This window comes from Bradyrhizobium sp. MI1.4, from assembly GCF_055811315.1.
This window is the reverse complement of the sequence record NZ_JBVVPP010000014.1, coordinates 53188-79077: the sequence shown is the minus strand read 5'-3', so window position 1 is coordinate 79077 and position 25890 is coordinate 53188. Positions and strand designations below refer to the sequence as shown.

The 25890-nt window shown below is 64.4% G+C and carries 31 protein-coding genes and 1 tRNA gene; 18 read left to right on the top strand and 14 right to left on the bottom strand.

The window, feature by feature from the left end; all coding sequences use genetic code 11:
* Positions 1 to 40: 40 nt before the first annotated feature.
* Positions 41 to 895, bottom strand: a complete 855-nt coding sequence (locus AC0L23_RS18225; protein WP_085351345.1) for a LysR family transcriptional regulator — start codon at positions 893 to 895, stop codon at positions 41 to 43.
* 112 nt (positions 896 to 1007) lie between these two features.
* Here AC0L23_RS18225 and AC0L23_RS18220 point away from each other — a divergent pair, with 112 nt between their 5' ends.
* Entirely contained in the window at positions 1008 to 1430 is a 423-nt protein-coding gene (locus AC0L23_RS18220; protein WP_018455230.1) for a tautomerase family protein, read from the top strand.
* A gap of 57 nt (positions 1431 to 1487) precedes the next feature.
* On the opposite strand, the gene AC0L23_RS18215 is transcribed toward AC0L23_RS18220, so the two are convergent.
* On the bottom strand, positions 1488 to 2201 hold the full coding sequence (locus AC0L23_RS18215) for a DNA helicase (protein ID WP_143273336.1): 714 nt from the start codon (positions 2199 to 2201) through the stop codon (positions 1488 to 1490).
* Positions 2202 to 2385: 184 nt separating this feature from the next.
* Positions 2386 to 3123, bottom strand: a complete 738-nt coding sequence (gene lipB / locus AC0L23_RS18210) for a lipoyl(octanoyl) transferase LipB (protein ID WP_085351346.1) — start codon at positions 3121 to 3123, stop codon at positions 2386 to 2388.
* Between the two features lie 79 nt (positions 3124 to 3202).
* Here lipB and AC0L23_RS18205 point away from each other — a divergent pair, with 79 nt between their 5' ends.
* Both AC0L23_RS18205 and AC0L23_RS18200 read left to right on the top strand, forming a co-directional pair.
* Positions 3203 to 3445 carry a FliM/FliN family flagellar motor switch protein gene (locus AC0L23_RS18205; RefSeq protein ID WP_085351347.1) on the top strand — a complete coding sequence of 81 codons (243 nt, stop codon included), beginning with the start codon at positions 3203 to 3205 and terminating at the stop codon, positions 3443 to 3445.
* Between the two features lie 218 nt (positions 3446 to 3663).
* Positions 3664 to 3748, top strand: a tRNA-Leu gene (locus AC0L23_RS18200).
* Positions 3749 to 3934: 186 nt separating this feature from the next.
* On the opposite strand, the gene fdhD is transcribed toward AC0L23_RS18200, so the two are convergent.
* Entirely contained in the window at positions 3935 to 4768 is an 834-nt protein-coding gene (gene fdhD, locus AC0L23_RS18195) for a formate dehydrogenase accessory sulfurtransferase FdhD (RefSeq protein WP_039799364.1), read from the bottom strand.
* A 156-nt stretch (positions 4769 to 4924) separates the two neighbouring features.
* On the opposite strand from fdhD, the gene AC0L23_RS18190 reads away from it, so the two are divergent.
* Positions 4925 to 7246 carry an FdhF/YdeP family oxidoreductase gene (locus AC0L23_RS18190; RefSeq protein ID WP_085351348.1) on the top strand — a complete coding sequence of 774 codons (2322 nt, stop codon included), beginning with the start codon at positions 4925 to 4927 and terminating at the stop codon, positions 7244 to 7246.
* Between the two features lie 34 nt (positions 7247 to 7280).
* Positions 7281 to 7889 carry a cysteine hydrolase family protein gene (locus AC0L23_RS18185; RefSeq protein WP_018455224.1) on the top strand — a complete coding sequence of 203 codons (609 nt, stop codon included), beginning with the start codon at positions 7281 to 7283 and terminating at the stop codon, positions 7887 to 7889.
* A gap of 12 nt (positions 7890 to 7901) precedes the next feature.
* Here AC0L23_RS18185 and AC0L23_RS18180 read toward each other — a convergent pair whose 3' ends face one another.
* The 5 genes from AC0L23_RS18180 to AC0L23_RS18160 form a co-directional block, all read right to left on the bottom strand.
* Positions 7902 to 9062 carry a DUF305 domain-containing protein gene (locus AC0L23_RS18180; protein ID WP_085351349.1) on the bottom strand — a complete coding sequence of 387 codons (1161 nt, stop codon included), beginning with the start codon at positions 9060 to 9062 and terminating at the stop codon, positions 7902 to 7904.
* Complete coding sequence (locus AC0L23_RS18175; protein WP_085351350.1) at positions 9059 to 9238, bottom strand: CsbD family protein; 180 nt, start codon at positions 9236 to 9238, stop codon at positions 9059 to 9061. The genes AC0L23_RS18180 and AC0L23_RS18175 overlap by 4 nt, the downstream gene beginning before the upstream one ends.
* 143 nt (positions 9239 to 9381) lie before the next feature.
* Positions 9382 to 10986 (bottom strand): alpha-amylase family glycosyl hydrolase, encoded by a 1605-nt coding sequence (locus AC0L23_RS18170; RefSeq protein WP_085351351.1) that lies wholly within the window; start codon positions 10984 to 10986, stop codon positions 9382 to 9384.
* A 27-nt stretch (positions 10987 to 11013) separates the two neighbouring features.
* A complete protein-coding gene (locus tag AC0L23_RS18165) occupies positions 11014 to 11556 on the bottom strand; it encodes a hypothetical protein (protein WP_018455219.1) in 543 nt (180 codons plus the stop codon).
* 12 nt (positions 11557 to 11568) lie between these two features.
* Entirely contained in the window at positions 11569 to 12744 is a 1176-nt protein-coding gene (locus tag AC0L23_RS18160) for a zinc-dependent alcohol dehydrogenase (protein ID WP_085351352.1), read from the bottom strand.
* Between the two features lie 171 nt (positions 12745 to 12915).
* Here AC0L23_RS18160 and AC0L23_RS18155 point away from each other — a divergent pair, with 171 nt between their 5' ends.
* Positions 12916 to 13698, top strand: coding sequence for an SDR family NAD(P)-dependent oxidoreductase (locus tag AC0L23_RS18155; protein ID WP_085351353.1), 783 nt, complete (start codon positions 12916 to 12918; stop codon positions 13696 to 13698).
* 70 nt (positions 13699 to 13768) lie between these two features.
* Here the strand turns inward: AC0L23_RS18155 and AC0L23_RS18150 are convergent, their stop codons facing one another.
* Together AC0L23_RS18150 and AC0L23_RS18145 are read right to left on the bottom strand one after the other, a co-directional pair.
* Positions 13769 to 14014 (bottom strand): hypothetical protein, encoded by a 246-nt coding sequence (locus tag AC0L23_RS18150; RefSeq protein ID WP_162496518.1) that lies wholly within the window; start codon positions 14012 to 14014, stop codon positions 13769 to 13771.
* 15 nt (positions 14015 to 14029) lie between these two features.
* Positions 14030 to 14440: a response regulator gene (locus AC0L23_RS18145; protein WP_083926391.1), complete on the bottom strand. Its 411-nt coding sequence runs from the start codon at positions 14438 to 14440 to the stop codon at positions 14030 to 14032.
* Positions 14441 to 14529: 89 nt separating this feature from the next.
* Here AC0L23_RS18145 and AC0L23_RS18140 point away from each other — a divergent pair, with 89 nt between their 5' ends.
* From AC0L23_RS18140 to AC0L23_RS18120, 5 genes are all read left to right on the top strand, one after another.
* The gene (locus tag AC0L23_RS18140; RefSeq protein ID WP_018455214.1) at positions 14530 to 15537 is read left to right on the top strand and encodes a chemotaxis protein CheB; all 1008 of its coding nucleotides are present in this window, start codon (positions 14530 to 14532) and stop codon (positions 15535 to 15537) included.
* Between the two features lie 8 nt (positions 15538 to 15545).
* Positions 15546 to 15812: a hypothetical protein gene (locus AC0L23_RS18135; RefSeq protein ID WP_018455213.1), complete on the top strand. Its 267-nt coding sequence runs from the start codon at positions 15546 to 15548 to the stop codon at positions 15810 to 15812.
* Between the two features lie 170 nt (positions 15813 to 15982).
* Positions 15983 to 19150, top strand: a complete 3168-nt coding sequence (locus AC0L23_RS18130) for a CheR family methyltransferase (RefSeq protein WP_085351354.1) — start codon at positions 15983 to 15985, stop codon at positions 19148 to 19150.
* Positions 19150 to 19896 carry a Crp/Fnr family transcriptional regulator gene (locus AC0L23_RS18125; RefSeq protein ID WP_085351355.1) on the top strand — a complete coding sequence of 249 codons (747 nt, stop codon included), beginning with the start codon at positions 19150 to 19152 and terminating at the stop codon, positions 19894 to 19896. Before AC0L23_RS18130 ends, AC0L23_RS18125 begins: the two co-directional genes overlap by 1 nt.
* A gap of 138 nt (positions 19897 to 20034) precedes the next feature.
* Positions 20035 to 20247 (top strand): hypothetical protein, encoded by a 213-nt coding sequence (locus tag AC0L23_RS18120; protein ID WP_085351356.1) that lies wholly within the window; start codon positions 20035 to 20037, stop codon positions 20245 to 20247.
* A 47-nt stretch (positions 20248 to 20294) separates the two neighbouring features.
* Here AC0L23_RS18120 and AC0L23_RS18115 read toward each other — a convergent pair whose 3' ends face one another.
* Positions 20295 to 20468 (bottom strand): hypothetical protein, encoded by a 174-nt coding sequence (locus tag AC0L23_RS18115; protein WP_240543305.1) that lies wholly within the window; start codon positions 20466 to 20468, stop codon positions 20295 to 20297.
* 406 nt (positions 20469 to 20874) lie between these two features.
* On the opposite strand from AC0L23_RS18115, the gene AC0L23_RS18110 reads away from it, so the two are divergent.
* The 6 genes from AC0L23_RS18110 (at position 20875) to AC0L23_RS18085 (ending at position 24649) form a co-directional block, all read left to right on the top strand.
* Positions 20875 to 21081 (top strand): hypothetical protein, encoded by a 207-nt coding sequence (locus AC0L23_RS18110; protein WP_018455208.1) that lies wholly within the window; start codon positions 20875 to 20877, stop codon positions 21079 to 21081.
* Between the two features lie 2 nt (positions 21082 to 21083).
* Positions 21084 to 21284 carry a hypothetical protein gene (locus AC0L23_RS18105; RefSeq protein WP_026232903.1) on the top strand — a complete coding sequence of 67 codons (201 nt, stop codon included), beginning with the start codon at positions 21084 to 21086 and terminating at the stop codon, positions 21282 to 21284.
* 80 nt (positions 21285 to 21364) lie between these two features.
* Entirely contained in the window at positions 21365 to 22441 is a 1077-nt protein-coding gene (locus tag AC0L23_RS18100; RefSeq protein WP_473357182.1) for a flavodoxin family protein, read from the top strand.
* Positions 22438 to 23337, top strand: coding sequence for an NAD(P)/FAD-dependent oxidoreductase (locus AC0L23_RS18095; RefSeq protein ID WP_473357181.1), 900 nt, complete (start codon positions 22438 to 22440; stop codon positions 23335 to 23337). The genes AC0L23_RS18100 and AC0L23_RS18095 overlap by 4 nt, the downstream gene beginning before the upstream one ends.
* 18 nt (positions 23338 to 23355) lie before the next feature.
* Complete coding sequence (locus AC0L23_RS18090; RefSeq protein WP_446480488.1) at positions 23356 to 24300, top strand: cation diffusion facilitator family transporter; 945 nt, start codon at positions 23356 to 23358, stop codon at positions 24298 to 24300.
* Between the two features lie 160 nt (positions 24301 to 24460).
* Positions 24461 to 24649, top strand: a complete 189-nt coding sequence (locus tag AC0L23_RS18085) for a hypothetical protein (protein ID WP_027567374.1) — start codon at positions 24461 to 24463, stop codon at positions 24647 to 24649.
* Positions 24650 to 24670: 21 nt separating this feature from the next.
* Here the strand turns inward: AC0L23_RS18085 and AC0L23_RS18080 are convergent, their stop codons facing one another.
* Entirely contained in the window at positions 24671 to 24928 is a 258-nt protein-coding gene (locus AC0L23_RS18080; protein WP_179950104.1) for a hypothetical protein, read from the bottom strand.
* A gap of 288 nt (positions 24929 to 25216) precedes the next feature.
* Between AC0L23_RS18080 and AC0L23_RS18075 the strand changes: the two genes are divergently transcribed.
* A complete protein-coding gene (locus AC0L23_RS18075) occupies positions 25217 to 25591 on the top strand; it encodes a hypothetical protein (protein WP_018455201.1) in 375 nt (124 codons plus the stop codon).
* Positions 25592 to 25594: 3 nt separating this feature from the next.
* Here AC0L23_RS18075 and AC0L23_RS18070 read toward each other — a convergent pair whose 3' ends face one another.
* Positions 25595 to 25855 carry a hypothetical protein gene (locus AC0L23_RS18070; protein ID WP_473357180.1) on the bottom strand — a complete coding sequence of 87 codons (261 nt, stop codon included), beginning with the start codon at positions 25853 to 25855 and terminating at the stop codon, positions 25595 to 25597.
* Between the last annotated feature and the right edge of the window lie 35 nt (positions 25856 to 25890).

Sequence of the window (25890 nt, the reverse complement as noted above, 5' to 3'; positions counted from 1 at the left end):
GCAGACGCTCGCCCGCATTCGAGCCGGAAAGCCGTGCGCGTCAGACCGCCGCCACGCTACGGAACGTCGCCGCCACCGCACGCAGCGCCGCCAGCTTTGCGGGATCGCTGACCTTCGAATGGAGCATCACCTTTGAGCTGCCGAGTTTCGGCAGCTTGTGGGCGGGGCCGACGTCGACCAGGCCTGCCGGCGCGATCCGTCGCGCCAGCGGCGCGATTGCAAGTCCGGCGAGCGCGGCTGCAACCACGGCGGTGACGCCGCCGCCGACGAAGCGCTCACGCCATTTCAGGCCGGCCTTGTCGAGCGCGCGCACAGCGATGGCGCGGACGCCGCAGGGCGGGGCGAGCGTCGCGAGCGGCAAAGGCTGCCCCTTTGGCACGGTGAAGCGTCGTGACGCGAACCAGCCGAATTCGTCCTCGGCCAGCGTCTCTCCGCCGCGCCGGCTGCCTTCCTGGCGCACGATCACCGCATCCAGTCGGCCCGCATCATAGGCCTCCTGCATCTCGCGCGAGAAGCCGATGATGACGGCAAGCGTGAGGTTCGACGACATCGCATGCAGGCGTTCGAGCAGGGGTACCAGCTCCGGCCCCGCAGCATGGTCGGAGATGCCGAGCGAGAGCGACTGCGCGACTGAGGCCTCGCCCGATAGCGCGCGGTCATGCGCCGCGATCAGCGCGCGGGCGCGCTCCAGGAACGTCGCGCCGTCTGCCGTGAGCCGGACCGCGCGCGGCGAGCGCTCGACGAGACGTTTTCCCAGCAGCGTCTCCAGCCGTTGCAGCTTGAGGCTGACAGCCGCCTGGGTCGTGCCGAGCGCTTCGGCGGTCCGCGTAAAATTCTGGAGGTCGGCGACCAGCAGGAAGGCCTGGACGGTGGCGATGTCGAGCGTTGCTGTCATTACGATGTCTTATCACTGGTATCAACAGAGATAAGATACCAAAATGTCGGTGGCGGGTCTAGCTTCTCATGAACGCCGCGCAACACCTGCGCGACATCCGAGGAGAACGACCATGCCGCTGATCACCGTGTCCTACACCACCCCGCGCCAGTCGCCGCCGCTGAAGGCCGACATCGCGAGCGCCGTATCCGAGCTCACCGCAAAAATCCTGCACAAGGACCCTGAGGTCACGGCCATTATCGTGAAGTCGGTGGAGGCGAGCGACTGGTTCGCTGGCGGCAAGTCGCTCGCAGAGCAAAAGCTCGCGAGCTACTGGATCGACATTCACGTCAGCGAAGGCACCAACACCAAGGACGAGAAGGCCGCCTATCTCGCCGCGATGTTCCAGCGCATGGCCGGGATCCTGGGCCCGCTGCATCACGAGACCTATCTGCATGTCGACGAGGTCAAGGGCGACGCCTATGGCTTTGGCGGCCTGACCCAGGAGCGGCGCTACATCGCCGGCAAGCTCGAGGTTTCGCCGGAGAAGGCGTGAGGAGGGAGGCCGCGGGTGAATAACCGCACCCGCGGCCTGAACCGTTGCCAGGGATCGTCAGCTCGCTATGCGAAACTGAACTTCGTCCTTGTTCAGGAAACAGGTCTTGTCGAACAGCTTCAGGTCGAGCGGGTTCGGCAGCCTGACATCGTCCAGGTCAGGGCAGGGTTTGAGCGAGGAATCATAGGAACGGTCGATCTGCGAGATGAAGACGACGATCAATCCCTTGTCGTGCGCGAATGATTTCAACGCGCGCACCTGAACGGTGAGGTCGGGATTTTCCCGCCGCTGGTCCAGCAGCTGCAGATAGTCGATCACCACGACCGTGCCGCGCGGTGCTGCGGCCATCTGCTTGACGACGTAGTCGGCACTGATGGCGTCGGAGCAATCGACCTCGAAGAGTTTTTCGAACTCCGCCAGATCCACGCCGATCGCCCGAAAGCGATCCAGAACGTCTTTCTCGGTGTATTCGAGCGAGAAGAACGCGGCGCGGTGGCCCGACCGCATCGCCTCTACGGCAAGCCCGAGGCTCATCAGGGTCTTGCCCTGGCCGGGACGCGCGCCCACCAGCACCAGGTCACCCGGTTGGAATTGCGGGAAAAGCCGGTTGGCCGGCGTCGCTGTGGCCGCTTTCGCCGCGAGCAGGCTCCATGCGGAAAAGCCTTGCGTCGCAGCGACGCGGTCGAGCGCATCGTGCAGCGGGATGCCTACCTCGCGGGACAAGCGCTTCGCTTTTCGTTTCAGATGATAAATGGGTGCAGACAGTCTCATCGCAAAAACCTCCCATTGCGAGCTGAAGCGCAACCCCTCCTTATGCCTTGGCGCTCGAACAGTCGGTCCGATGATCAATTCGCCCGGCATGACATCTGCTTTCCCGGCGGAGGGGGGAGGCGTGGGCGACACCGGAATCGAGGGTAGCTGATTCCGGGTTTGCCGAGAATGAGGGAGACCGAAGTTAGGCCGCTGCTTCCGGCATCAGCGCCTGGGTCGGCCCGAACAGCTCCTCGAAGGCTTGCCGAAGCGCCACGTCGACATCGCTCATCGTCAGGAGCTGGCCGAGATCGACCAGCGAGGTGACGCCGTAGCGGGGATCGGCGACGCCGCAGGGCACGATGCCGGCGAAATGTGACAGCTCCGGCTCGACATTGATGGCAATGCCGTGAAACGAGACCCAGCGCTTCAGCCGGACGCCGATCGCGGCGATCTTGTCCTCGTGCTCGGGTCCCTTGTCGGGCCGCTTGACCCAGACGCCGACCCGGTCCTCGCGCCGCTCGCCACGGATGTTGAAGGCGGCGAGCGTCTGCACAATCAGCTCCTCCAGGCTCGCGACATAGGCCCGGACATCCGGCCGGCGGCGCTTCAGGTCAAGCATGACATAGGCCACGCGCTGGCCGGGCCCGTGATAGGTGAGCTGGCCGCCGCGCCCGGTGGCAAAGGTCGGGAATCGGGCATCGAGCAGGTCGGTGGTCTTGCCCGAGGTGCCGGACGTGTAGAGCGGGGGGTGCTCCAGCAGCCAGACCAGCTCCGGGGCTGCACCGGCCGCGATCGCCGCGACGCGCGCCTCCATTTCGGCGACCGCCTCCGGATAGGGCACCGGCGCGTCCGAAATCCGCCATTCCACCGGCTCGCCGGTGGAAGCGGAAAACGGCGTCAAATCGAGCTCTTGGCGGGGGTGTTGGGGCGAATTAACCATTGGCTAACCATAACCGGGTGATGATCCCAGGAGCAAATACCAGTCCCTAGTCCTAGTCCCAAGTTGCGGTGGTGCTGAAGTGCCTACTCTCGACAAAGTCACCGTGGACCTCATGGTCGTCCTCGGGACGACGACCATGCCGATCCATCAGGTATTGCGTCTTTCCCGCGGCGCCATCATCGAGCTGGACGCAACCGAGGCCGACGAGGTCAAGGTTCTGGCCAATAATTTGCCGGTCGCCTCCGGGGTCGTGCTGGTCGACCGCAACCGCATCGCGGTCGAGGTCAAGCAGATGCTGCCACGTGTCCCGGGCACACGGTAGCGGCCCGGCAGGCGTCGCGGCCCGGGCACGCGTCGCGGCCTGGGCGCGCAGTAGCGGCCGGGCAGGCGGAAAAGGCCGATCCCGGCGCAAGGAGCCGGAACTTTCCTGCCAAGCTTGTGGAATTCAGGGCCTTTGGAGGCTTGTACCCCTCTGACGGATTTGTTAGATCGGCGCCGTTGATCCGGTTGGCCTTCAAGCCTCAAGCCGGCATCCCCAAAGCGCTCGTGGCGGAATTGGTAGACGCGCTGCCTTGAGGTGGCAGTGAGTAAAATCGTGGGGGTTCGAGTCCCTCCGAGCGCACCAAGCAAACAGACACGCGAAAGATTGTTTCGCGATTTTCGGTGCCCGCCCTGTTCGCGCTGCGGACCCTGCAACGGGGCCTCCCCAAGTCTTCGATGTTCGATCTCGCGGCCGAGGGTTCGCTCCCTCGGCGCGATCGGGCATGAAGTTGCCTGGCGAAGTTCGCTATGCCCTCACGTCCGGGTTCCCTTAGTTTGCCTGCGGTCGAGACTCCGGCTCGATCTGCGTGGCGGCGGGCTTAAACACCCTCGCCGGATGGCTGAAGATCTCGAATTCGTCGCCCCGCGCTATGCCGACAAGCGTGATCCCGCTGGCTTCGGCCGTTCGGACTGCGAGCGCGGTCGGTGCAGACATGGCAACGACGACGCCGGCGCCGATCGCGGCGGTTTTTTGCACCATCTCGACCGAAATCCGGCTGGTGAGAATGACGGCGCCAGCGCGGCCGGATGCTCCTTCCGTCGCGAGAGCGCCGGCAAGCTTGTCGAGGGCGTTGTGGCGCCCCACGTCCTCGCGCACCGTCATGGTCTTGCCGACTGGCTCGAAAAAACCCGCGGCGTGAGCGGCGCGTGTCTTGTAGTTGAGGATCTGTGACTCGCTGAGGGTTGCGACGGCCGTGCTGATCTGCTCCGCCGTGAGGTTCGCTGGCTGCTCGACGCACTGAACGATCCGCCCGGCTTCCCGCAAGCTGTCGATGCCGCACAGGCCGCAACCCGTCGGCCCGACCAGATGTCGCCGGCGCTCCTTCAGGCGGCGCCCGGCGTTCGTTCGCAGCCATAGCCGCAGTTCGATGCCGTCGCGACCGGGAACGACCGTGAGCTCCTCGATCTCGCCGATGTCCCCGATGATCCCTTCGGTCAGGCTGAATCCCACAGCAAGATCGGTCAGATCGGCGGGAGTTGCCATCACAACGGCGACGGTCGTTCCGTCGTAGACGAGTGCCACGGGACATTCCTCCGCCAGCATCCGCTCATCCCGCGTTCCGCTCGACGTCAGCCGGGGCATTCTCACGGATGCCGTGGGCATGGATGCGCGATCGTGTGCGCCGGATCGAGAGCCGTGCATGGGTGTTCGTCCTACGTCGATTCATCGACGCACGAACCGGAGCAAGGTTCCGAACGCTTGGAACTTGCCATCCCATCTCGGGTTTTGCGTGCAGGGCTTGCGATTGAAGGAAACGCCATGCGGCAAAAGGCAAAGGTCGAGAACTATGATGCGCCGGCAGGCGGCTGGGGCTCGCTCAAAGCCGTTGCCAGTATCCTGACACAGGAAGAGGTCGCCATTCTCGGCAGCGAGATCCTGCTCAAGCAGAACAAGCCGGACGGATTCATGTGCGTGAGCTGCTCCTGGGCCAAGCCGGCCAAGCCGCGTCCGTTCGAGTTCTGCGAAAACGGCGCCAAGGCGACCGCCTGGGAGATTACGCGCAAGACCGTGACACCGGAGTTCTTTGCGCAACATACGCTGGCTGAACTACGAACTTGGTCCGATCATCAGTTGGAGGAGCAGGGGCGCCTGACGACGCCGATGCGTTACGACAGGGCAAGCGACAAATATCTGCCGGTCGACTGGGAGGAGGCCTTTGCGGCTATCGGCGCCGAGCTGAACCGGCTCGATCCCCGTTCGGTCGTGATGTACACGTCTGGACGTGCCTCGCTCGAAACCAGCTACATGTACCAATTATTCGGCCGCATGTACGGCACCAACAATTTCCCCGACAGCTCGAACATGTGCCACGAAACCACGTCGGTGGCGCTGCCGGAGGTGATCGGAGTTCCGGTCGGGACCGTTCTGCTGGAGGATTTCGAGACTACCGGTTGCATCTTCTTCTTCGGCCACAACACGACCACCAATGCGCCGCGCATGCTGCATCCGCTCCAGGAGGCGGCGCAGCGCGGCGTGCCGATCATATCTTTCAATCCGCTGCGCGAGCGCGGCCTGGAGCGTTTCGTCAATCCGCAAAATCCGGTCCAGATGATCGCCGGCGGCACGCGCATCAGCTCGCAATATTATCAGGTGCGGGTCGGCGGTGATGCTGCGGCGATCGTCGGGATTTGCAAATGGGTGATCGAGGCGGACGACCTCGCGCGCAAGAATGAAGCTGCGCGCGTGGTGGATGTCGAATTCATCCAGCAGCACACGGCCGGCTTCGAGGAGTTCGCCGCATTCTGCCGTACACAGGATTGGGACGAGATCGAACGGGCCTCGGGGCTTTCGCGCGGTGCGCTGCGCGAAGCCGCGAACACCTATATGGAAGCCAAGGCTGTGATCGCCAATTACGGCATGGGCATCACCCAGCACAAGCACGGCGTCGAGACGAACAAGATGATCGTCAACCTGCTGCTGCTTCGCGGCAATATCGGCAAGCCGGGCGCGGGCATTTTGCCGATCCGGGGCCACTCCAACGTGCAGGGCCAGCGCACCGTCGGCATCTCCGAGAAGACCAAGCTGGTGCCGCTCGACAAGCTTGCGGAGCTTTTCGGTTTCGAGCCGCCGCGGTGGGAGGGACTGTCCACCGTCGACGCCTGCCAGGGTATTCTGAAAGGCGACGTTCGCGGCTTCGTCGGCCTCGGCGGCAATTTCCTGCGCGCCGTTCCGGAGCGGTCCCTGATGGAGCCCGCCTGGTCCGGCCTGCGCCTGTCGGTGCAGATCGCGACCAAGCTCAACCGGACCCACCTCGTGCCGGGCGAGGGCACTTATCTGCTGCCGTGCCTCGGCCGGATCGAGATCGACCGGCAGGCCAGCGGCGCACAAGCGGTGTCGATGGAGGATTCCACCACCTGCATTCACGGATCGCGCGGCCAGCGCAAGCCGGTGGCCGACCATCTCCTGTCGGAGCCGGCGATCGTCGCCGCCCTGGCAAAGGCAACGTTGAAGCCCAACCCCAAGATCGATTGGGACGCCTGGGTCGCCGACTATTCGCGGGTTCGGGACGCCATCGAGCGCACCTATCCCGACCAGTTCAAGGACTTCAATGCGCGCATGTTCGAACCCGGCGGTTTTGCGCGGCCACTCGCGGCGCGCGAGCGGAAGTGGAAGACCCCGAACGGCAAGGCCAACTTCACCGTTCCGAAGTCGGCCTTCGCGCCGCCGCGCGAGACCGACGGCGTCTATGAGCTGATGACACTGCGCGCGGACGGGCAGTTCAATACGACGATCTACGCCGAAGGCGATCGCTTTCGCGGCATCGAGGGCGGCCGCTACGTCGTGTTCATGAATCCCGCCGACATGGAGGGAGACGGGTTGAAAGCAGGAGATACCGTCACGCTGGTGACGGAGGCGGGCGACGGTGTCGAACGCAGCCTGAGCGAACTCCAAATCGTCCCCTATGGCATCCCGCGCAGGAGCATTGCGGCTTATTATCCGGAGTGCAACGTGCTCATTCCGCTCTGGCATTACGCGGAGGGCAGCAAGGTCCCTGCGGCAAAATCCATTCCGGTGCGTCTGTTCAAGGACATCCTTCCAGAGATCGTCGAGGCCGGAGAGGCTCGGATCTCGGCGTCGTGAACGCCGTCGATCACGCCCACAGGAGTGAAGGACGATGAGAGACAGCGCGTCGGACGTGACCGACATCAGCGACGCCGTTCACTTGTGCATCGACATGCAGAACATCTTCGCTCCGGGTGGCCTTTGGGAGACGCCATGGATGGCGCGAGTGTTGCCGACGATCGCCTCGATCGTTTCGCGCCATCAGGCCAGAACGATCTTCACGCGATTCATCACGCCGGAAGATCCGGAAGATCGTCCCGGACAGTGGCAACGCTATTTTCGTCGCTGGCGCGAAGCGACCCGCAAACATCTGCCGCCATCCGGCCTCGAACTCGTGCCGGCTCTGAGCCGCTTCGTTCCGCCGGCTGCCGTCATCGACAAGCCGGCCTACTCCGCGTTCAGCAATCCTGGCCTCGCGAGCCTGCTGATCGACAAGAACGTCGGCACGGTCGTCATCACCGGGGCGGAGACGGACGTCTGCGTGCTCTCGACGGTCCTGAGCGCCGTCGATCTCGGCTTCAGGGTCGTCATCGTCGAGGATGCGCTGTGCAGCTCGTCCGACGTCGGCCATGATGCGCTGATGACGATGTATCGCACCCGCTTTCACGGCCAGGTCGATCTGATGACCGCCGAGGAATTGGCGGAGTTCTGGCGCGAGTAGGGCACGACCCGCTCAATTGACATTGTCGCCGAGCATGTTGCGGAAGGCGGCGGCGACGGCGGCAATGCCGCTGGCGCCGTGCATCAGCGCGATCTCGCCCTGTTGCTCATGGCGGATGGCGTGGGCCATCACACGCAGGCGCAGATCGCCGCCGCTATGCCACATCTGGTCGGCCATCTTGACTGCGCCTGCGTGATGCTTGCTCATCGTTTCGACGAAGACCGTGTCGAATTGGTTCGCCGGCGCGGCCTTGACCTGCCGCATCTCGGCCTGTGTCAGGAAGCCCGGCATGGCGGCGCGTTCGTCCGAGCTGCAATCGGGTATCTCGGTGTCGAACCAGCTCAGCCACCACGTCTCGAAAATCCGGTTCTCGCCGGTCTGGCTTGCGACCATCAGCATCGCCAGCTTTCGCAGATGCGGGTCCTGCGCGCGCTCCGCGGCGATCCGCGCCAGCGCGATGCCCTGGGCGTGATGCGCAGTCATGTGACGGATGTAAGTCTGGTCCGCGTCCCTGTCGCGGCCCGCCCACTGCGGCTCGTAACCATGGCTGCCGAACAAGGCAGCCGCGCCGAGCAGTGCGATCAAAGCCAGCGCGCCGGTGATCCAGGCATTGGTGAAGCGAACGTCGCGCGCGGGTGCTGCTCCCCCCGTCCAGCGCAGCCGGGCAAACAGGGGGTACATCACGGCCGAGGAGCCGTGGACGAGCAGGCCGATCCAGTAGGGCTGCTGCAGCGTGAACAGCGGTTGCCAAAACGGAAACAGGGGCACCAGCACGAACCATTCCATGCTTGACGAGAACACGGCCCAGGGCAGCGCGAGCAGCAGGATCGTGAGCGGCCGCAGGTCAGCGGTCCAGCGCCCGAGCACACCGAAGAACACCAGCGCCCAGGAGAAGTCCGCCCATTGGTGGAAGGCGATCCCGGCAAGGATCGCGCTCCACGACGGCTCTGCGCTGATCGCCCAATCGCGCGCGGGAATGGCGGCGACCGTCATCCAGTCGACCGCGGCATCGCGTCCGATGCGCGCGGCGAAGAGCTGGCTGACGATGGTCGAGAAGGTGCTGCTGATCAGGCCGAGTTCGGCAGCGGCGACCCAGCGCGAGCGTCGCCGTGAGGCGCCTTCATCACCGGTGCGAATTGACTTGGAAATGGCTGACGGCGCGGCAGCGTTCACGTCAGCTGATTGAGTTTCTTCAACGGATTGAGCTCGCTCGGCTTGCTCTGTTCGTCCCGGCCGCGCTCCGCTTGCTCCTTGCCTTCCTCATGGAGATTCTGATCGCCGACGATCTCGCCGACGGCCTGTTTCGCCTTGCCGGCGATCCGCTGACCGAGGCCCTTGGTCTTGCTCATGATCCGCCTCCTGGCTCACGCCGCCACCCCGGCGCTTGAAGGGGGTGAGCGCCGGGGCTGCGGTTTCGTCTATTCAGCCTCCGGCAGGGGGGACGTCGGAGGCGTTGATGAGACTCTCTGACGCGCGGATGGTTCCTCGGCCGTCACCGTGGCTCGAGTTCGATGATCACGCCTTCATTGCCGCGGAGCAGGATGGAGGCGTCCGGCAGCGGCTCGGACGGCAGGTCGAGATGCGTCGACATCAGCAGGCGGCCGCGACCTTGCCAATGCAATTTCCGCGGCTCGGCGGCAATGTTGAGCGCGACCAGAATTTCCTTGCCGCCATCCGTCCGCCTGTAGGCAAGAACGTCGTTCTGCGCGCGTAGGGGCTCGTAGCCGCCGTGGCGCAGGCACGCGCGCTCGCGCCGCAGTCGCATCAGCGCGCGAAACAGCGCCAGGATCGAACGTGGGTCGCGCTGCTGCGCGGCCACGTTGGCCGCGCCGTCGCGCGGCTCGAGCGGCAGCCATGGATCGCCGGTTGTAAAGCCGCCGTTGCTGCTGTCATCCCATCGCATCGGCGCGCGTTCGGGATCGCGGCAAAGGCCATACCCCGGCACGAGCTTCTCAAAGGGATCGTGGACGCGGTCGGGCGGAATGGGAACGCGCTTGCGGCCGATCTCGTCGCCCATGAAGAAGAAGGGCGTTCCCCGCAGCGTCATCAGCAGCATCGCCAGCACGCGCATTTGCGGCTCGCCGATTTGGCTCGCGATCCGTTGCTTGTCGTGACCACCGATCACCCAGACCGGCCATGCATGATCCGGGATGGCGTTGAAATACGCGTCGATCGTTGCTTGCAGGGACAGCGCGTCCCATTGCGAGTCCAGCAGTGCGAAATTGAGGGGCAGATGCAGGCGCGGTCGGTCGTTGCCGTAGAAGTGGCCGATGCGGTCGGTCTTGCCTTGGACTTCACCGCACAACATCCGCCCTGGATAGCCGTCGATCACCTCGCGAATGAATTCGATGCAATCCATCGTCTCCGGCCGGTCGTCGGTAAAGACGGGCGTTTGGCGCTGCGGCGGCGGCTTGCCTTTCGCTTGCGGGTTATGCGGATTGTCGCGCAGCAGCGCGTCCTTGATCAGGACCGCGCTGGCATCGACGCGAAAGCCGTCGACGCCGCGATCGAGCCAGAAGCGCATGACGTCGGCGATCGCGGCGCGCAGTTGCGGGTTGCGCCAGTTCAGATCGGGCTGCTCGACCAGGAAGGAGTGATAGTAATATTGCCGCCGCGCCTCGCACCATTCCCAGCCGCTGCCGCCGAAGCGGCTCAGCCAGTTGTTGGGCGGGCCGCCGTTCTCGGCTGCGTCGGCCCAGATGTACCAATCGGCCTTCGCGCTGTTCCGTGAGCTGCTGCTCTCGATGAACCATGCGTGATCGTTCGCGGTATGATTGGGCACGAGATCGAGGATCACGCGGATATCCGCCGCGTGCAGGGCCTTGAGCAGGCGGTCGAACGCCTCGAGGCTGCCGAACGCAGGATCGATCGAGCAGTAGTCGGAGATGTCGTAGCCGAGGTCGCGAAACGGGCTCTTGTAGACCGGCGTCAGCCACACCGCGTCGACGCCGAGCCATTTCAGATAGTCGATGCGGGATGTCAGGCCGGCGAGATCACCCTTGCCGTCGCCGTCCGAGTCCTGGAACGAGATCAGTGCGATTTCGTAGATGACGGCGGATTCCCACCACGCACCTTCGTTACGGGACGCTTCGCTCATTGTCTTGCATCACCTCGTCGCGCGTTCTCAGGTCCGTTCCGTCGCGGCGTGCGCTGCGATCTGCTTGGCCGCGGTTCGGGCGCTCTCGATGCCCTTGGGAAAGCCGCTGCGGTTCGGATACAGCTTGCGCCGTGCGTCGCGCTGCGGCCGCTGCGGCTTGGTGTCCTGCGCGGCGCGGTAATCGAGCATCGCGATGCCGCCGACCATCAGCAGCGCCAGCGCGATATTGCCCTTTTTGGGATTGTCCGCGGTCAGCCCCGAGAGCAGCGCGGCGGCATCGAGGCCGTCGCCGCCGACGCGGGCCCACAGGCCGGCGTTCTTCTCGACCGAGAGCGTCATGACCCCGGCCAGGATCTCGCGCAGGCCGAAGGTGCGGACCAGCGTCTCATGGCCCTCCATGCCCAGCGTTTCCGTGACGCGCCGCGGCGCGAAGAATTCCACGACGCCGAGACCGATGCTGAACCAGCCGAGCGCACGGGCGAGCTGGTCTTCGGGCCGCTTCAGGCTCGGGCCGCCCTCGACGATTTTCGGGTCGCCCTTGGTGCGAACGATGTTGGAGAAATGAAACATGGGTCTTGCTCCTCAGGGCTTCAGCACGACCTTGACGCAGGAGTCGCGCTTGTCGCGAAACACCTGGTACATCTCGGGGCCTTGGCTAAGCGGGACGGTGTGGGTGATGACGAAGGACGGATCGATCTGACCTTCCTCGATGCGATGGAGCAGGTCGTCGGTCCAGCGGTTGACGTGGGTCTGGCCGGTGCGCATCGTCAGGCCCTTGTTCATGAAGGCGCCCATCGGCAGCATGTCGGAGAATCCGCTGTACACGCCTGCCACCGAAATGATGCCGCCGGGCCGGCAGACATAGATCATCTCGCGCAGCACATGGGGCCGGTCGCTCTCCACCATGACCATCTGCTTGGCGCGGTCGAGCAGCGTGTCGGGCAGGGAAGCCATCACATGCGACTCCATCCCGACGCAATCGATACATTTTTCGGGGCCTCTGCCGTCGGTGAGCTCCTCGAGCCGCTCCAGGACGCTTTCTTTTTCGAAGTTGATGGTGGTGGCGCCGCCGGCTTCGGCCATGCTGAGCCGTTCGGGCAGGCAATCGATCGCGATCACCTGGTTGGCGCCGAGCAGGATGGCGCTGCGGATCGCCATCTGCCCCACGGGACCGCAGCCCCAGATCGCGACCGTGTCGGTCGGCTCGATGTCGCATTGCACGGCGGCCTGCCAGCCGGTCGGGAAGATGTCGCTGAGAAACAGCAACTGCTCGTCGGGAATGCCCGCGGGCACCTTGATGTGCGTGGCGTCAGCGAACGGCACGCGCAAATATTCGGCCTGGCCGCCGGGATAGCCGCCGGTCAGGTGCGTATAGCCGAACAGGCCGGCGCCCGAATGACCGAACGCTTTTTCAGCGAGATGACTCTTGCGATTGGTGGTTTCGCAAACCGAGAAATTGCCACGCTTGCACTGGTCGCATTCGCCGCAAATGATTGTGAAGGGCACGACGATGCGGTCGCCCTTCTTCAGCTTGCCGTCGACGCCCGAGCCGACCTCGACCACTTCGCCCATGGTCTCGTGGCCCATGATGTCCCCGGGCAGCATGCCCGGAATGTAATTGTGAAAGAGGTGCAGGTCCGAGCCGCAGATGGCGCAGCTCGTGACTTTGATGATGGCATCCCGCGCGTCCTGAATTTCCGGATCGGTAACGGTGTCGCAGCGTATGTCTTCCTTGCCGTGCCAAACCAGCGCCTTCATCTCTTTTCTCCCGAGCTACGAGGCAACCAAGTCGAACAACGAACGATGGTTGCTATTCCACAGTGCAAAATCTTTGCGCCGCACCAGCGTGCGTCCCCGATAGGAACGAGCGCGCATTGCGGTGATTGGAGCGTCATCAATCCCCCTCGAGGATTAGCGAAGGATACGCTCATGCCCGCCAATCAACTCGCCGTCGTCACCGGCGCCTCCACCGGCATCGGGCTGGAACTCGCCAGATGCTGTGCCCAAGCAGGTTTCAACCTTGTCATTGCGGCGGACGAGCCCGAGATCGAGAGGGTGGCCGTCGATCTGCGCAGGCTCGGCAGCAGCGTCGAACCGGTGCAGGCCGATCTCGCCACCACCGAAGGCGTCGACAAGCTCTGCGCCGCGGTCGGCGACCGGCCGATCGACGCGCTGCTGGCCAATGCCGGCGTTGGTCTTGGCAAGGCCTTTCTCGACCAGGATTTTGCCAGGATCAAGCACCTCGTCGACACCAACATCACCGGCACGCTGTATCTCATCCATCGCGCCGGCAACGCGATGCTTCGCCGCAATTCGGGGCGCATCCTGATCACGGGCTCGATCGCGGGATTCACGCCGGGCAGTTTTCAGGCGGTCTACAACGCCAGCAAGGCGTTTCTTGATTCATTCTCATTCGCGCTCCGCGAGGAGTTGCGCGACAGCGGCGTCACCGTCACCTGCCTGATGCCTGGCGCCACGGAAACGGAGTTCTTCCGCCGCGCCGACATGATGGATACCAAGGTCGGCACCGAGCCGAAGGACAGTGCCTACGACGTCGCGAAGGCCGGCTTCGACGCCATGTTGCGCGGGGAGTCCGACATCGTGACCGGAATGAAGAACAAGATCCAGACCACGATCGCCAATGTCACGCCGAACGAGATGCTGGCCAAGCAGCATCGCAAGATGGCGGAGCCGGGCACGGCGAAGTCGTAGAACGATACCGTCGCAATCTAAGCTAACCGGTGCGGCGCGGACCGATAAGGAGGACGCCGATTCACATAGCCTAATGCGCAAAGCTCCCCGCGCCGTCAGACTGGTTCGGCTGGAAAAAGGGGGCTGTGATGCCGATGGATCGCGTCGAACAGGCCTTTGTCGCAACGGCAATCACGGGTTTTCTCGTCATGATGGCGGCGATCGTCTGGATGATGATGGGTTGATGACCGGGAGGGCTGCTGATTTGCGGATCGCGTTGCCCTATGCTGCGGTGCTTCTGTGTCTGGCGGTGACCGCCTGGCTCGCTTTCGCGCATCTGTTCTGATCGTCGTCAGGCTCGGCCGTGCGGATCGGCGATCAGCGCCGCCAGCCTCTGTGCCATCGCAGGCATATCGATCGGTTTCTCCAGGATCGGCACGTCGTGGAATTCCGGACTGATCGTGACCTTGTCGTATCCGGTCGTGAAGAGGAAGGGGACGTTCCGTGCCTTCAGTTCGCGCGCGACCGGAAAGATCATCTCGCTGCGGATGTTCACGTCGAGCACGGCGGCATCCAGAACACTGCCGTCGTGCAGGATACGGAGTGCGTCGTTGAGATCGCCCACCGGGCCCGCGATGTCTGCGCCGAGCGCGCGACATGCTCTGCCAATGTCGTCGGCGAGAAAATATTCGTCCTCGACAATGAAGATGCGTCGCCCGCTGAGCGCCGACTCTGGACCTGACGATCGAGGCGACATCGCCATGGTGCCTTCCACCCCTTCGTTGCCGGTTCATAGGAACATAGGGCGGTGACCCGCCTTGGTACAAACGAATACAACCGATAGTGGGTTCCATGAGCAACCGCGACATCATCGTCATAGGTGGCTCGGCCGGCGCGACCGCGCCGCTGAAGCAGATCCTGGGCCGGCTGCCGCCGGATCTGCCCGCGGCGGTGTTCATCGTGCTGCACATCCCGGCGCAGGGCATCGGCATTCTCTCGACGGTGGCCAGCAGCGCCGGTCCGCTCCCGGTCCGGCAGGCCGAAAACGGCATGAAGATCGAGCCAGGCCGGGTTTATCTGGCCGCACCGGACCACCATCTGCTGCTGTCCGAGGATCGCGTATTCCTCGGGCGCGGCCCGCGCGAGAACATGGTCCGGCCGGCCATCGATGCCTTGTTTCGCTCGGCCGCCATCAACTACGGCCCGCGTGTGATCGGTGTGCTGCTCAGCGGCCTGTTGTCCGACGGTTCGGCCGGTCTCAACGCCATCAAGCGTTGCGGCGGGATTTCGGTGGTTCAGGACCCCTCGGATGCCATCGCCGATGAAATGCCAAGGAGCGCCCTCGAGGCGACCATCATCGATCTTTGCGTTCCCGGCGCCGGAATGGGCGACGTGCTGTCTGATCTCGCCAGGGAGGCTGCCGGCGCCGCACTGCCGATCCCGCCGGAGATCCGGCTCGAGGTCGAGATCGCGGCCGGCGAACGGATCGGCAGTGACCGTCTCGTCTCGATGGCCGATCCGGTTGCGCTGACCTGTCCGGCCTGCGGGGGCGTCCTGTCCGAGATGAAGGAATCGCACCCGATGCGCTTCCGTTGCCAGGTCGGTCACGCCTTCGCCGCCGACGTCCTCGCAAAAGAGCAGGAGGGGCAAGTGGATGAAGCCCTGCGGGTCGCACTGCGCATCATCGAGGAGCGGGCCGAGCTGGTGCAGCGCATGGCCGCCGACGGACGGCGCAACGGCCGGCCGGCGGTGGCCGAGATGTACCAGGCGCGCGCTGCCGAATATCGCGAATATGCCGACATGATCCGGCGCGTTGTGCTAAAGTCGCTCGATCCTCCTATTCGCAAGCGGGAGGCTTGAGGGTCGCGATGGCCATTTCCCTCGCCGAATGGACCGAGCAACTCGATACCGAGCGCCGCCATCTGATCAAGGCCGATCGGGATATCGAGGAGGGTTCGCGGCGCATCCTCGATCAGGAGGCGCGCATCCGCGAGCTCAGTGCCGGCGGCCACGACGCGGGCCAGGCGGAACGGTTGGTCGAGGCGCTGAAGCAGACCCTCACGGAATGGCTGCGCCATCGCGTCCTGATCGAGCAGCGGATCGCCTATCTTCGGCAGCAAGTCGGTCCGGAGTGATCTGGGGGCGTTGGCAGGCCACCCAAGCTCAATGCCTAATGCCCAATGCTCGCTGTACGGAACGCAGCGTGACGTTTCCGCCTTGCACCTGTTGGGATAATATCAATTCTGCTATTTGCGGCGAGCGGGCGTCCTCTGGTTCCCGTCAATGAATGAGAGCTACCGAGACCATGCATGAAATCGGCGACCAGTCGGTCGAAAGAGAGCGCCAGACCAGGTCTCCGCTGATCATCGGGGTGGGCGCCGCGCCGACAGCTCTGGATAGCGTCGAGCGGTTCTTTTCCAGGCTGACCGTAAGCGCCGACCAGGCCGTCGTGCTCGCATTCCAGCATCATGAGGCCCTCGACGAGCCGCGGCTGCGCCAGATCGTGCGAAATTCCCACGGTGGCAAGATTTCCGACGTCGGCAACGGCCAGACCATCGAGGGTGGCACGATTTATCTGTGCCCGCCGGCGATGATCACGACGATCCAGGACGGTCGCTTCGGCGTCCGCCCGGCCGAGCAGGCGCCCGGCGAGCGGGCGACGATCGACAGCTTCCTGGTGTCGCTGGCGGAAGAACGCGCCGAGCAATCGATCGGCGTGATCCTGTCCGGCATCGGCGGCGATGGCACGTTGGGTACCGCGACACTGAAGGACCACGGCGGCCTTGCCATCGCCGAAAAAGGCGCGAGCGACGACGCGGATCATCTGAAGGACGCCGATACGCCGGCGGCGATCGCCGACTACGTGCTGACCGCCGAAGACATCGCCGAGCACATCCAGGTCTATGCCCGTCATCTGCGGCGGCTGGAGGAGAAGCAGGGGTTCGATGAGGTGCTGGCCGCTGCAGCGACCTCGCTGTCGCGCATCGCCGACATCCTGCGCAGCAAGACCGGCAATGATTTCCACGGCTACAAGCAGAACACCTTCCTGCGTCGCGTGCAGCGGCGGATGCAGGTGGTCCAGATCGGCGACATTTCCGCTTACGTCGATTTCCTGCGCAACGACCAGGACGAGGCGCAGCACCTCTTCAACGACCTCTTGATCGGCGTCACCGAATTCTTCCGCGACAAGCGTGAATTCGAGGTGCTGGAGAACCAGACCGTCCCGAAGCTCTTCGAAGGCAAGGACGCGAGCCAGCAGGTTCGCGTCTGGGTGCTCGGCTGCGCAACCGGCGAGGAGGCCTATTCGATCGCTATCCTCCTGCGCGAGTACATGGCCAAAATGGACTCGCCACCGCAGGTTCAGATCTTCGCGACCGACATCGACGGACGGGCGCTGGCGGCTGCGCGCGTCGGCCGCTATCGCACCAAGATCGAAGCGGAGATGACCGGCGAGCGCCTGGCGCGCTGGTTCGTGCGCGAAGGTGACACCTATTGCGTGGTCAAGGAGCTGCGCGAGATGTGCATCTTCTCGCAGCACAACGTGATCAAGGACGCACCGTTCTCCAAGCTCGATCTCGTCTCCTGCCGCAACCTGCTGATCTACCTCAATGCCGAATTGCAGAACCGGGTGATCCCGTTATTTCACTTCGCCCTTCTGCCGGATCGGTTCCTGTTCCTCGGCAATTCCGAGAACGTCACGCGGCATCCAAAACTGTTCGTACCGGTCGACCGCCGCGCCCGCATCTTCAAGAAGCTCGAGACCGGAACCCGGCTGCCGCCGGAATTTCCGATCACGACCGCCGCGGGGAGGGCAAACCTCGAGATAGCGCCGGCGCGCTCCTTCCGCCCTGATATCGGGCTGGAGCGTCGCGCGCAGCGGATCGCGGAGCGCTATGCGCCCGCCTATGTCATCGCCGACAGCAACTTTCAGGTCCTGCACTTTTCCGGGCGCACCGGACGCTACATCGAGCCGACGGCAGGCGCCGCCACGCTCGATCTGCTCCAACTCGTCCACCGCGATCTCCGCCTGGACCTGCGGGCGGTGCTCAGCCGCGCGGCGGAGACCAACGAGCCCGCCCATGCCGAACAGGTGCAGCTCGGCGCCAACGGCCAGCACATTCCCGTCGACATCACGGTGGAGCCGATCCAGGAGAGCGGCAGCGGCGATCGCAATTTTGTCGTCCTGTTCAAGGACGGCCCGGTGCGCGCCATCGATGCCGGCGCAGGCAAGCCCAATGCGTTGGTGCAGACCGAGCATGTCGACCGTATCGAAGGCGAGCTGCGGGCGACGCGGGAGCGCCTTCAGGCGACCATCGAAGAGCTCGAAAGCACCAATGAGGAGCTGAAGTCCTCGAACGAGGAATACCAGTCCCTCAACGAGGAGCTCCAGTCCGCGAACGAAGAACTCGAAACCTCGCGCGAGGAATTGCAGTCGGTCAACGAGGAGCTGACCACCGTCAACGGCGAGCTTGCTCACCGCGTCCAGGAATTGACGCGCGCCACCAGTGACCTCCGGAATTTCCTGGAGAGCACGCAGATCGCGACCGTATTCCTCGACAACGAGTTGCGCGTGATGAACTTCACGCCGGCGATCACACAAATTCTGCATCTCGTAGAAACCGATATTAGCCGGCCCATCGCGCACATCAAGGCGCGCGTCCCGATCGAGGACCTCTATGACGACGTTCGCAGCGTGCTGCGGACGCTTGCCAGCGCCGAGCGCGAGCTGAGGGCGCCGGACAGCGGCACGCGCTACATCGTGCGAATCCTGCCCTATCGCAGCATCGAAAACTTCATCGCCGGGGTCGTGATCACCTTCGTTGACATCACCGCCATGACCCGCGCCGAGGAGCGGCAGCGCCTGCTGCTGGCCGAGCTCCAGCATCGGGTCCGCAACACGCTCGGCGTGGTGCGCTCGATCGCCCGTCGCACGGCCGATACGAGCTCGACGGTCGAGGAGTTTGCCTCTCATCTCGACGGCCGGCTCAACGCTTTCGCCCGTACCCAGGCGCTGGTGACCCGCGATCCCGAAGGCGGCGTCGATCTCGAATACCTCGCCGTCGAGGAGATGCTGGCCTATAATGCCAGGGAGGGCGAGCAGGTACGTGTCAGCGGTCCCCCGGTGCGTTTTCAGTCGAAGGCAGCGGAAACCTTTGCCCTTGCCATTCACGAGCTCGCGACCAACGCACTCAAATACGGCGCCCTGAGCCGGCCGACCGGTCGCATCGAGATTTCCTGGCGCCTCGAGCAGGGCACCGACCCGGCGGAGCTGGTGTTCGAGTGGCGGGAGCGCGGTGGGCCGCCGGTTGCGCCGCCGCCGCACAAAGGATTTGGGACCGAGCTTCTGGAGCGCACACTCGCGTTCGAGTTCAAGGGGCAGACCAGGTTGGCATTCAGTCCCAAGGGATTGGAATGCACGATCACCATTCCCCTCAGCAAGCGGGCGTTTCATACACCGGCGGTGGCCAGCTGATGCCCTTGTCGACGCTAGATCGCAGCCAGGTGGACCCGGTCATTCGCCGGCTGAACGTGCTGAGGCCCTTGTCGACGGAGGCCCGCACCTCGCTCGAATACGCGATGCTCGAGGGAATCCAGCGCGCAGGAGCGGGCGAGGATCTGATCTCGGAGGGCGATCCGGTCGACAGCGTGCGCCTCGTGCTGTCCGGCTGGCTCTGCCGCTACAAGACGCTGGAGGACGGCCGGAGACAGATCGTCAATTTTCTCTTTCCCGGCGAAAGTTGCGACGCGCACGCGTTCCTGCTCTCGGTGATGGATCATTCCATCGCGGCGATGACGCCGGTCGTCTACACCGAAATCAAGCGCGCGCGGTTCGAGAGTCTGGTGGCGGGGGACCGTGGGCTCGCGGAAGCGTTCTGGTGCGAGACGCTCGTCAACAACGCGATCCAGCGCGAATGGGCCATCAACCTCGGCCGCCGGGTGGCCTTTGAACGCGTGGCCCATCTGTTCTGCGAGATCATCGAGCGGCTGCGTCCTGTCGGCATGGTCGAGGGCAATTCCTGCGTGATGCCGGTGACGCAAATGGATCTTGCGGACGCCACCGGCCTGTCGGTGGTCCATCTCAATCGCACGGTTCAGGAGTTGCGTGCTTCCGGTCTGATCGTGCTGCGCGATCGCACGCTGACCATCACCGATCTCGATGCGCTCAAGGATGCGGCGCTGTTCTCCCCGAGCTATCTGCAACTCTATCGACGGAGCTAAGCGTTTGCTCGCTTCGGGAACGGTCGTACTTGATCCAGGTTAGTGTTCGCGGATGTTTTTTGAGCGGATGGCTGGTTTTGAGTAATTGACGTAACTTACGTAAAGGCAGTTTCGTCCCGAATCCTGTATTGTCGTTCCATGAACGACGTCCTGCTTGCCCGCGCTGAGCGCGCGATCGAAGCAAGCCGCGCCCTCCGGGCGCAGCGCAGAGCGGTCGCGGACCAGCTTGATGACGCCACGCGCGAGGTGCGCCGGGTGGTGATGGAAAGCGCGATGTTACGCTCCGAGCTCAAGGCCCTTCGCGATAACCGGCAAGAGCAGGATCTCCGGCACGGCGTGTCGCCGGAATAGGAGCCGGCGACACCAAACATGCAGCACGCGCCGGGGGCGTGCCCCGCTCAACGCCGCTTCGCTGCTTTGGATCGCCTGTTGTATGGCGAGCGGTTGACGGGCCTGAGCGAAATGCCTTCGCGCTGCGCCTTGCTGCGAATGGCCGCGACCGGGCGCTGCAGCTTGATGCTCATGACGCCCGTGGGCGTGTTTCCTTTTGCGAGCTGCTTCAGCTTGCTCACGTCCGCAGGTGTCCACCGTTCGCGCGCCCTGCGCTTGTACGCGGGATTTGCCTTGCGCGGGCCTTTGCGGCCGATCGGTGAGCCCGGCCGTTTCCATGCTGCTTTCGCCATGATGATCCTCCTTCAAGTCCTTCATCAATAAGCGAATCAGCATTTCGGTTCCGGCGCAGTCGAAGCAGCGCCGGCGTGCGAAGGGAATGCGCCCATCCGTCGCTCCTCGGCCCCTTCGTTTCGCACCAGCAAAATCACGCACCGTTAACTTATTGAAATGCCGGAACCTGCGGTTGCGGCCGAAGCTGCCAACACTGCCGGGCTGGGCCGCCCCAACCGGCATGAACTTTGGCCCCGGCGCCCGACCTCCCGCCGGGGCCAATTCCTCCGATCAAAAGGGCTTTGTGAAAGTACAATGACCGCGAAACGCAACCGCAGGAAACAGACCCAATCGCTCCAGGAGCGGTTGGCGGCATTCGCCCAAACGGCTCGCGAGCGCGCGCGCAGCCTGCCGCCCGGCAAGGAGCGCGACATGCTGCTTCAGCGCGCCAAGCAGAACGAGGTGACCTCGAACCTGACGGACTGGCTGAGCGAACCCGTGTACCCGAGACGGGGAGGGTGACGATGCGGAGCATCAAGCACTACCGCGCGTTCCAGATCGATCCGGACGGGCATGTGTTTGGATGCATCAACCTGGTCTGCGACGATGATGAGCAGGCCAAGCGCGAGGCCGCCTCGCTCGTGCTGGTGCACCGCATCGAACTGTGGCGGCTGGACCAGCGCATCGCGCAGTTCGATGTGCCGCCGGAAGTTGTCCGCCAGTAGAGCAGCGACACGAGAGCGAGAAGGAACCGCGCGCTGCGCCCCGGGTTGGTCGAACTGTACCGACCTCGCGAGGAGCCAGCATGACGGAAGCCGACATTCGCAAGGGGATGCCGCCCGTCAAGCTCTCGCGCGAGGCCTTCGAGCACCGCTACAGGAGCCGGTTCGTCGATCCCGCCTTTGCACCGCTCCAGCGCGAGCTCGACGCCATCGTCGGCGCAGCCTGGGATGCCTACAGCAATTCACGCAAGGCCCCGCTGACGCGAAAGGCGGGCGCGGGATTCTCCGATCCCGATTACGACATCGCCGTCGACTGGCTCGACGCGCGCGCGAAGATCCTGGCGGCGCAGCGACGCCATGACGATGCGGACGAGACGCCGCGCATCCTCATCATCAACGGCTCGGCGCGCAGCGAGCACACCTGTCCCGGCGAGATGTCTAAGACCTGGCGTCTGGTCGAACTCGCCGAGCCGGTCTTTGCCGAGCTTGGCTTTGCCGTCGACATCCTGGACCTGTCGCGTCTGGCCTCGGAGTTCGGCAAGACGATCCATCCCTGCAAATCCTGCGTCGGAACCGCGATGCCGCTCTGCCACTGGCCGTGCAGCTGCTATCCGAATTATTCGCTGGGGCAGACCGACGACTGGATGAACGATATCTATCCGCTGTGGGTCGCGGCCCACGGCATCCTGATCGTGACTCCGGTGAACTGGTATCACGTGCCCGCCGGACTGAAGGCGATGATGGATCGCATGGTCTGCGCCGACGGCGGCAATCCCGATCCGACCTCGACCCACGGCAAGAAGGCTGCCGAGGCGAAGGAGCTGGAGCTGAAGGGCTGGTCTTATCCACGCCATCTCGCCGGCCGTCATTTCGGCCTCGTCGTTCATGGCGATGCGGTCGGTGCCGAGGGTGTGCGCCGGACCTTGTCGGATTGGTTGACCGATATGCAGCTGATCTCGGCGGGCCGCTTCGCTGAGCTCGATGGCTATGTCGGCTACATGGGGCCATACGCCACCTCGCACCGCGACCTCGATGACGACAGGGCATTCCAGACAGAGGTGCAGAACGTCGCGCGCGCACTCGGCAATGCGGTCCGGCTGGCGCGGAGCGGACAGCTTCGCGAGCCCGGTGCGGGCCTGTCGGATCCAAACCCCAAATGACGGATCAGTCCTATGATTGCCTGATCGTCGGCGGCGGCCCCGCCGGGCTGATGGCCGCGATCTACCTCGCGCGATTTCGGCGGCGCGTCTGCGTCGTGGACGCAGGCGCGAGCCGGGCGGAGCTGATCCCGCGCAGTCACAATGTGCCGGGCTTCGTCCACGGCCTGTCCGGTACCGACCTGCTCGCGCGCATGTCCGCGCAGCTGAGCGAGCTCGCGGTCACGCGGGTGGGCGCCGAGGTCACCGACTTGCGGCGACACGAGCGAGGTTTTCAGGCGATCTGGAACGGCGGCGCGCATACGGCCGCCAGCGTCGTTCTCGCCTGTGGGATCGTCGACACCCACCCGCCGTTCGACGAATGGCGCGCGGCGGTCGCGGACGGGCTGTTGCGCTACTGCCCCGTCTGCGACGCCTACGAGGCGATCGGCCGTCGCATCGGCATCGTCGGTCCGCTTCACCGTGCCGCCGGCAAGGCGCTGTTCATGCGCGGCTACTCGCGCGACGTGACGTTGCTCGCAACGGGCGAGGATGACGGCAAGGCCGCGGCACCGGAGCTCAATGAAGCGGGTGTCGAAATCGTCGTCGCGCCCGGCCTGCGCCTGAGGCGGAGAGACCACGGCGTCGAAGCCGTTTTCGCCGACGGCCACACGGCGCAATTCGAGATGGTCTACCCGGTAATGGGTGCGGAGGTGCGCTCGCATCTCGCGATGAATCTGGGGGCCGAACATACCGGGGAGGGTTACCTGAAAGTCGACGACCATCAGCGCAGTTCGGTCGACGGGCTCTACGGGATCGGCGACGTCGTCACTGACCTGCACCAGATCTCGGTCGCGTTCGGCCACGCCGCGGTCGCCGCCTGCACGATCCACCACAGCCTGCCGCGGCGACTGGTATGAAAAACGGGGTATCGGACATTGGCAACAGAATCATCCTCGAAGACCGCGGTCTATGCGGCGCTCTTCGGCAACGTCCTCGTCGCGGTCACGAAGATCGGCGCCGCCGCCTGGACGGGAAGTTCGGCCATGACGAGCGAAGCCGTGCATTCGCTCGTCGACACGACCAACGAGATCCTGCTGCTCTACGGCTACCGGCGCGCGAGCCGTTCGCCCGACGAATCTCATCCGCTCGGCTATGGGCGCGAACTGTATTTCTGGAGCTTCATCGTTGCGCTGCTGATCTTCGCCCTGGGCGCCGGTGTCTCGCTATATCAGGGCATTCTGCATGTCGCCGCACCCGAGCCGATCGAAAGTCCGATCGTCAGCTTCGTGGTGCTCGGGCTGTCGTTCCTGTTTGAAGGCGGCTCCTGGCTGGTTGCCCTGCGGCGCTTCAGCCCGGACGGCCAGCGGTTCGGATATTATCAGGCTTTCGTTCGCAGCAAGGATCCTCCGGCATTCATGGTGCTGCTCGAGGACAGCGCGGCGCTGGTCGGCATCGCCATTGCCGCGGCGGCCACTGCGGCGGCCGTATGGCTGCGCCAGCCGGTCTGGGATGGGATCGGTTCGATCCTGATCGGGATATTGCTGGCGGTCGTGTCGATCGGTCTCGCGCGCGAGAGCAAGAGCCTGCTGATCGGCGAGCCCGCCGATCCGGAGCTTGCGCGATCGGTCCTGGATATCGCAGGGCGTTCGCCGGGCGTGCTCAGGGCCAACGGCCTGCTGACGGTGCAGCTGTCGCCGGTCGAGGTCGTTGCGGCCCTCAGCATCGAATTTGCGGATGACAAGCGCGCCGACGACATCGAGCGATGCGTCGTTTCGATCGAGACCGAGATACGCAAACGTCATCCGAGCGTGGCGGCGCTGTTCATCAAACCGCAGACCGATGCTCGCTACCGGGCGGTGCGCGCGAGGCGGTACGGCTAGCTTCGCGAAGTTCCCCCGAGGTCGCAATCGACACGACGGCAGGAACGATCACAACATCCCACGGGTTGAGCGGTGCGGGTCGGTGGCATGGACGAATGCGTCGCCATGTGCCGCTCCTGCGCGCAATCCTGCCGCGCGATGGCGGCCTGAGGACAAGCCCATGCTGGAAGAGAAACTCACGGAAGCCATCGTCGAGGAGCTGAAGCGGCAGGCGGCCAACCGGCCGCAATTGCTAAAGGTCGAACGGGCGGACGACGCGAAAGCCTCGGAGGAGCTGATCGTCAACGGCAAGATCGACTTGGCCGCGCTGGTCATGGTGATCGCCGGATCGGTCGCCGGCGGGCCTTAAGTCCGGCCGTCAACGGCGCCCTCAGCCATATTCCTCGCCGATGCCGTATTCCCGGTAGATTTCCAGCGGATCGAGATCGGGAAACAGCCGGCATTTGGCCTGGGCGAGATGCAGGGTCACAGCCGCCGGCTCCTTGCCGTTCGAAAGCATCTTGCGGATGTCGTCCATATGCGCGCTCGGCTGGTGCTTGGTGTCGAGCTGCTCCAGCGCGACCAGCGCAGTCGCCAGCGCCTCGGTCAGTACCCAGTCGTCGTGGCCGGTGATTCCCTTCTTCGGCATCGGCAGACCCCACATGTGGCGGTCCCAGTCTATCGGGACTTCGGCCAAATCTCCAAGAAGCCGTTGCAGCCAGCAGGCCCGCGGAACGGACCGGCGGCCGTGCTCCGGCTCGCATTATGGCCGGGCGTGGCTAAAAGGCGGCATTGCCGGGGCAATAGTATCTTTGTTGAAACAAAGTTGGCGTAGACGGGGCTGCATGGCATTCAGGCCGGCTGTTCCGGTCTGGGCTCCTGATCCCCGCATCTGCAACACGGTCCGGTTGCGCCACCCTTCAAGGCTTGAGCCCGCATGGTCTTTTTAAGCTTCGTCTATCGCTTCGTGACCAACTTCGCATTCATGGCGATGGTCTATTTCAGCCTGAATTTCATGGAGAAGTACCAGAACCGGGCGATTATCGCGATCCTGGTGCTGGTCTATACCGGCATGCGCGCAGCTTCGACGCTGCGGGCATTCTACTTTTACCAGAAGATCGAGAAGCTGGAAGCCGAGACCAAGCGCCTTCAGGCTCCGCTCAATGACGGCACTGGCGGAACGAGTGTGCGCAAGCAGGTCGTGGTTGACGTCGCCCGGCTGCGGCGCGACGGCGAGGTCAAGTCCTATATGGACCTGTTCTTCCTGGCGCTGATCGTATTGCTCTGCGTCGCCAACATCATGCGACAGTAAGCTCTACTGCGCGCGCTTCTTCAGGCTTGCCACACGGGTCGGCCGCGGCGCTGTGCTCTTGGGCGCGGCGCTCTTGGGGGCAGTGCTCTTGGCTGCAGTGCCCTCGGTCTCTGCGGCGTGGTTCGGTGTGCCATGAGCAGCGCGCGCGGTGCGGGGAGCGTGCCACTTGCCGGCTTTGACCTTGGCCGCACGAGGCGTCTCGGCCGCCATTGCCAGGCGCGGGGGGGGGCGGGGCGGCCCCCGCGGGGTGCGCCGCCACCCCACGCCCGCCCCCGCCGGCGCAAAAAACGAAACGCACA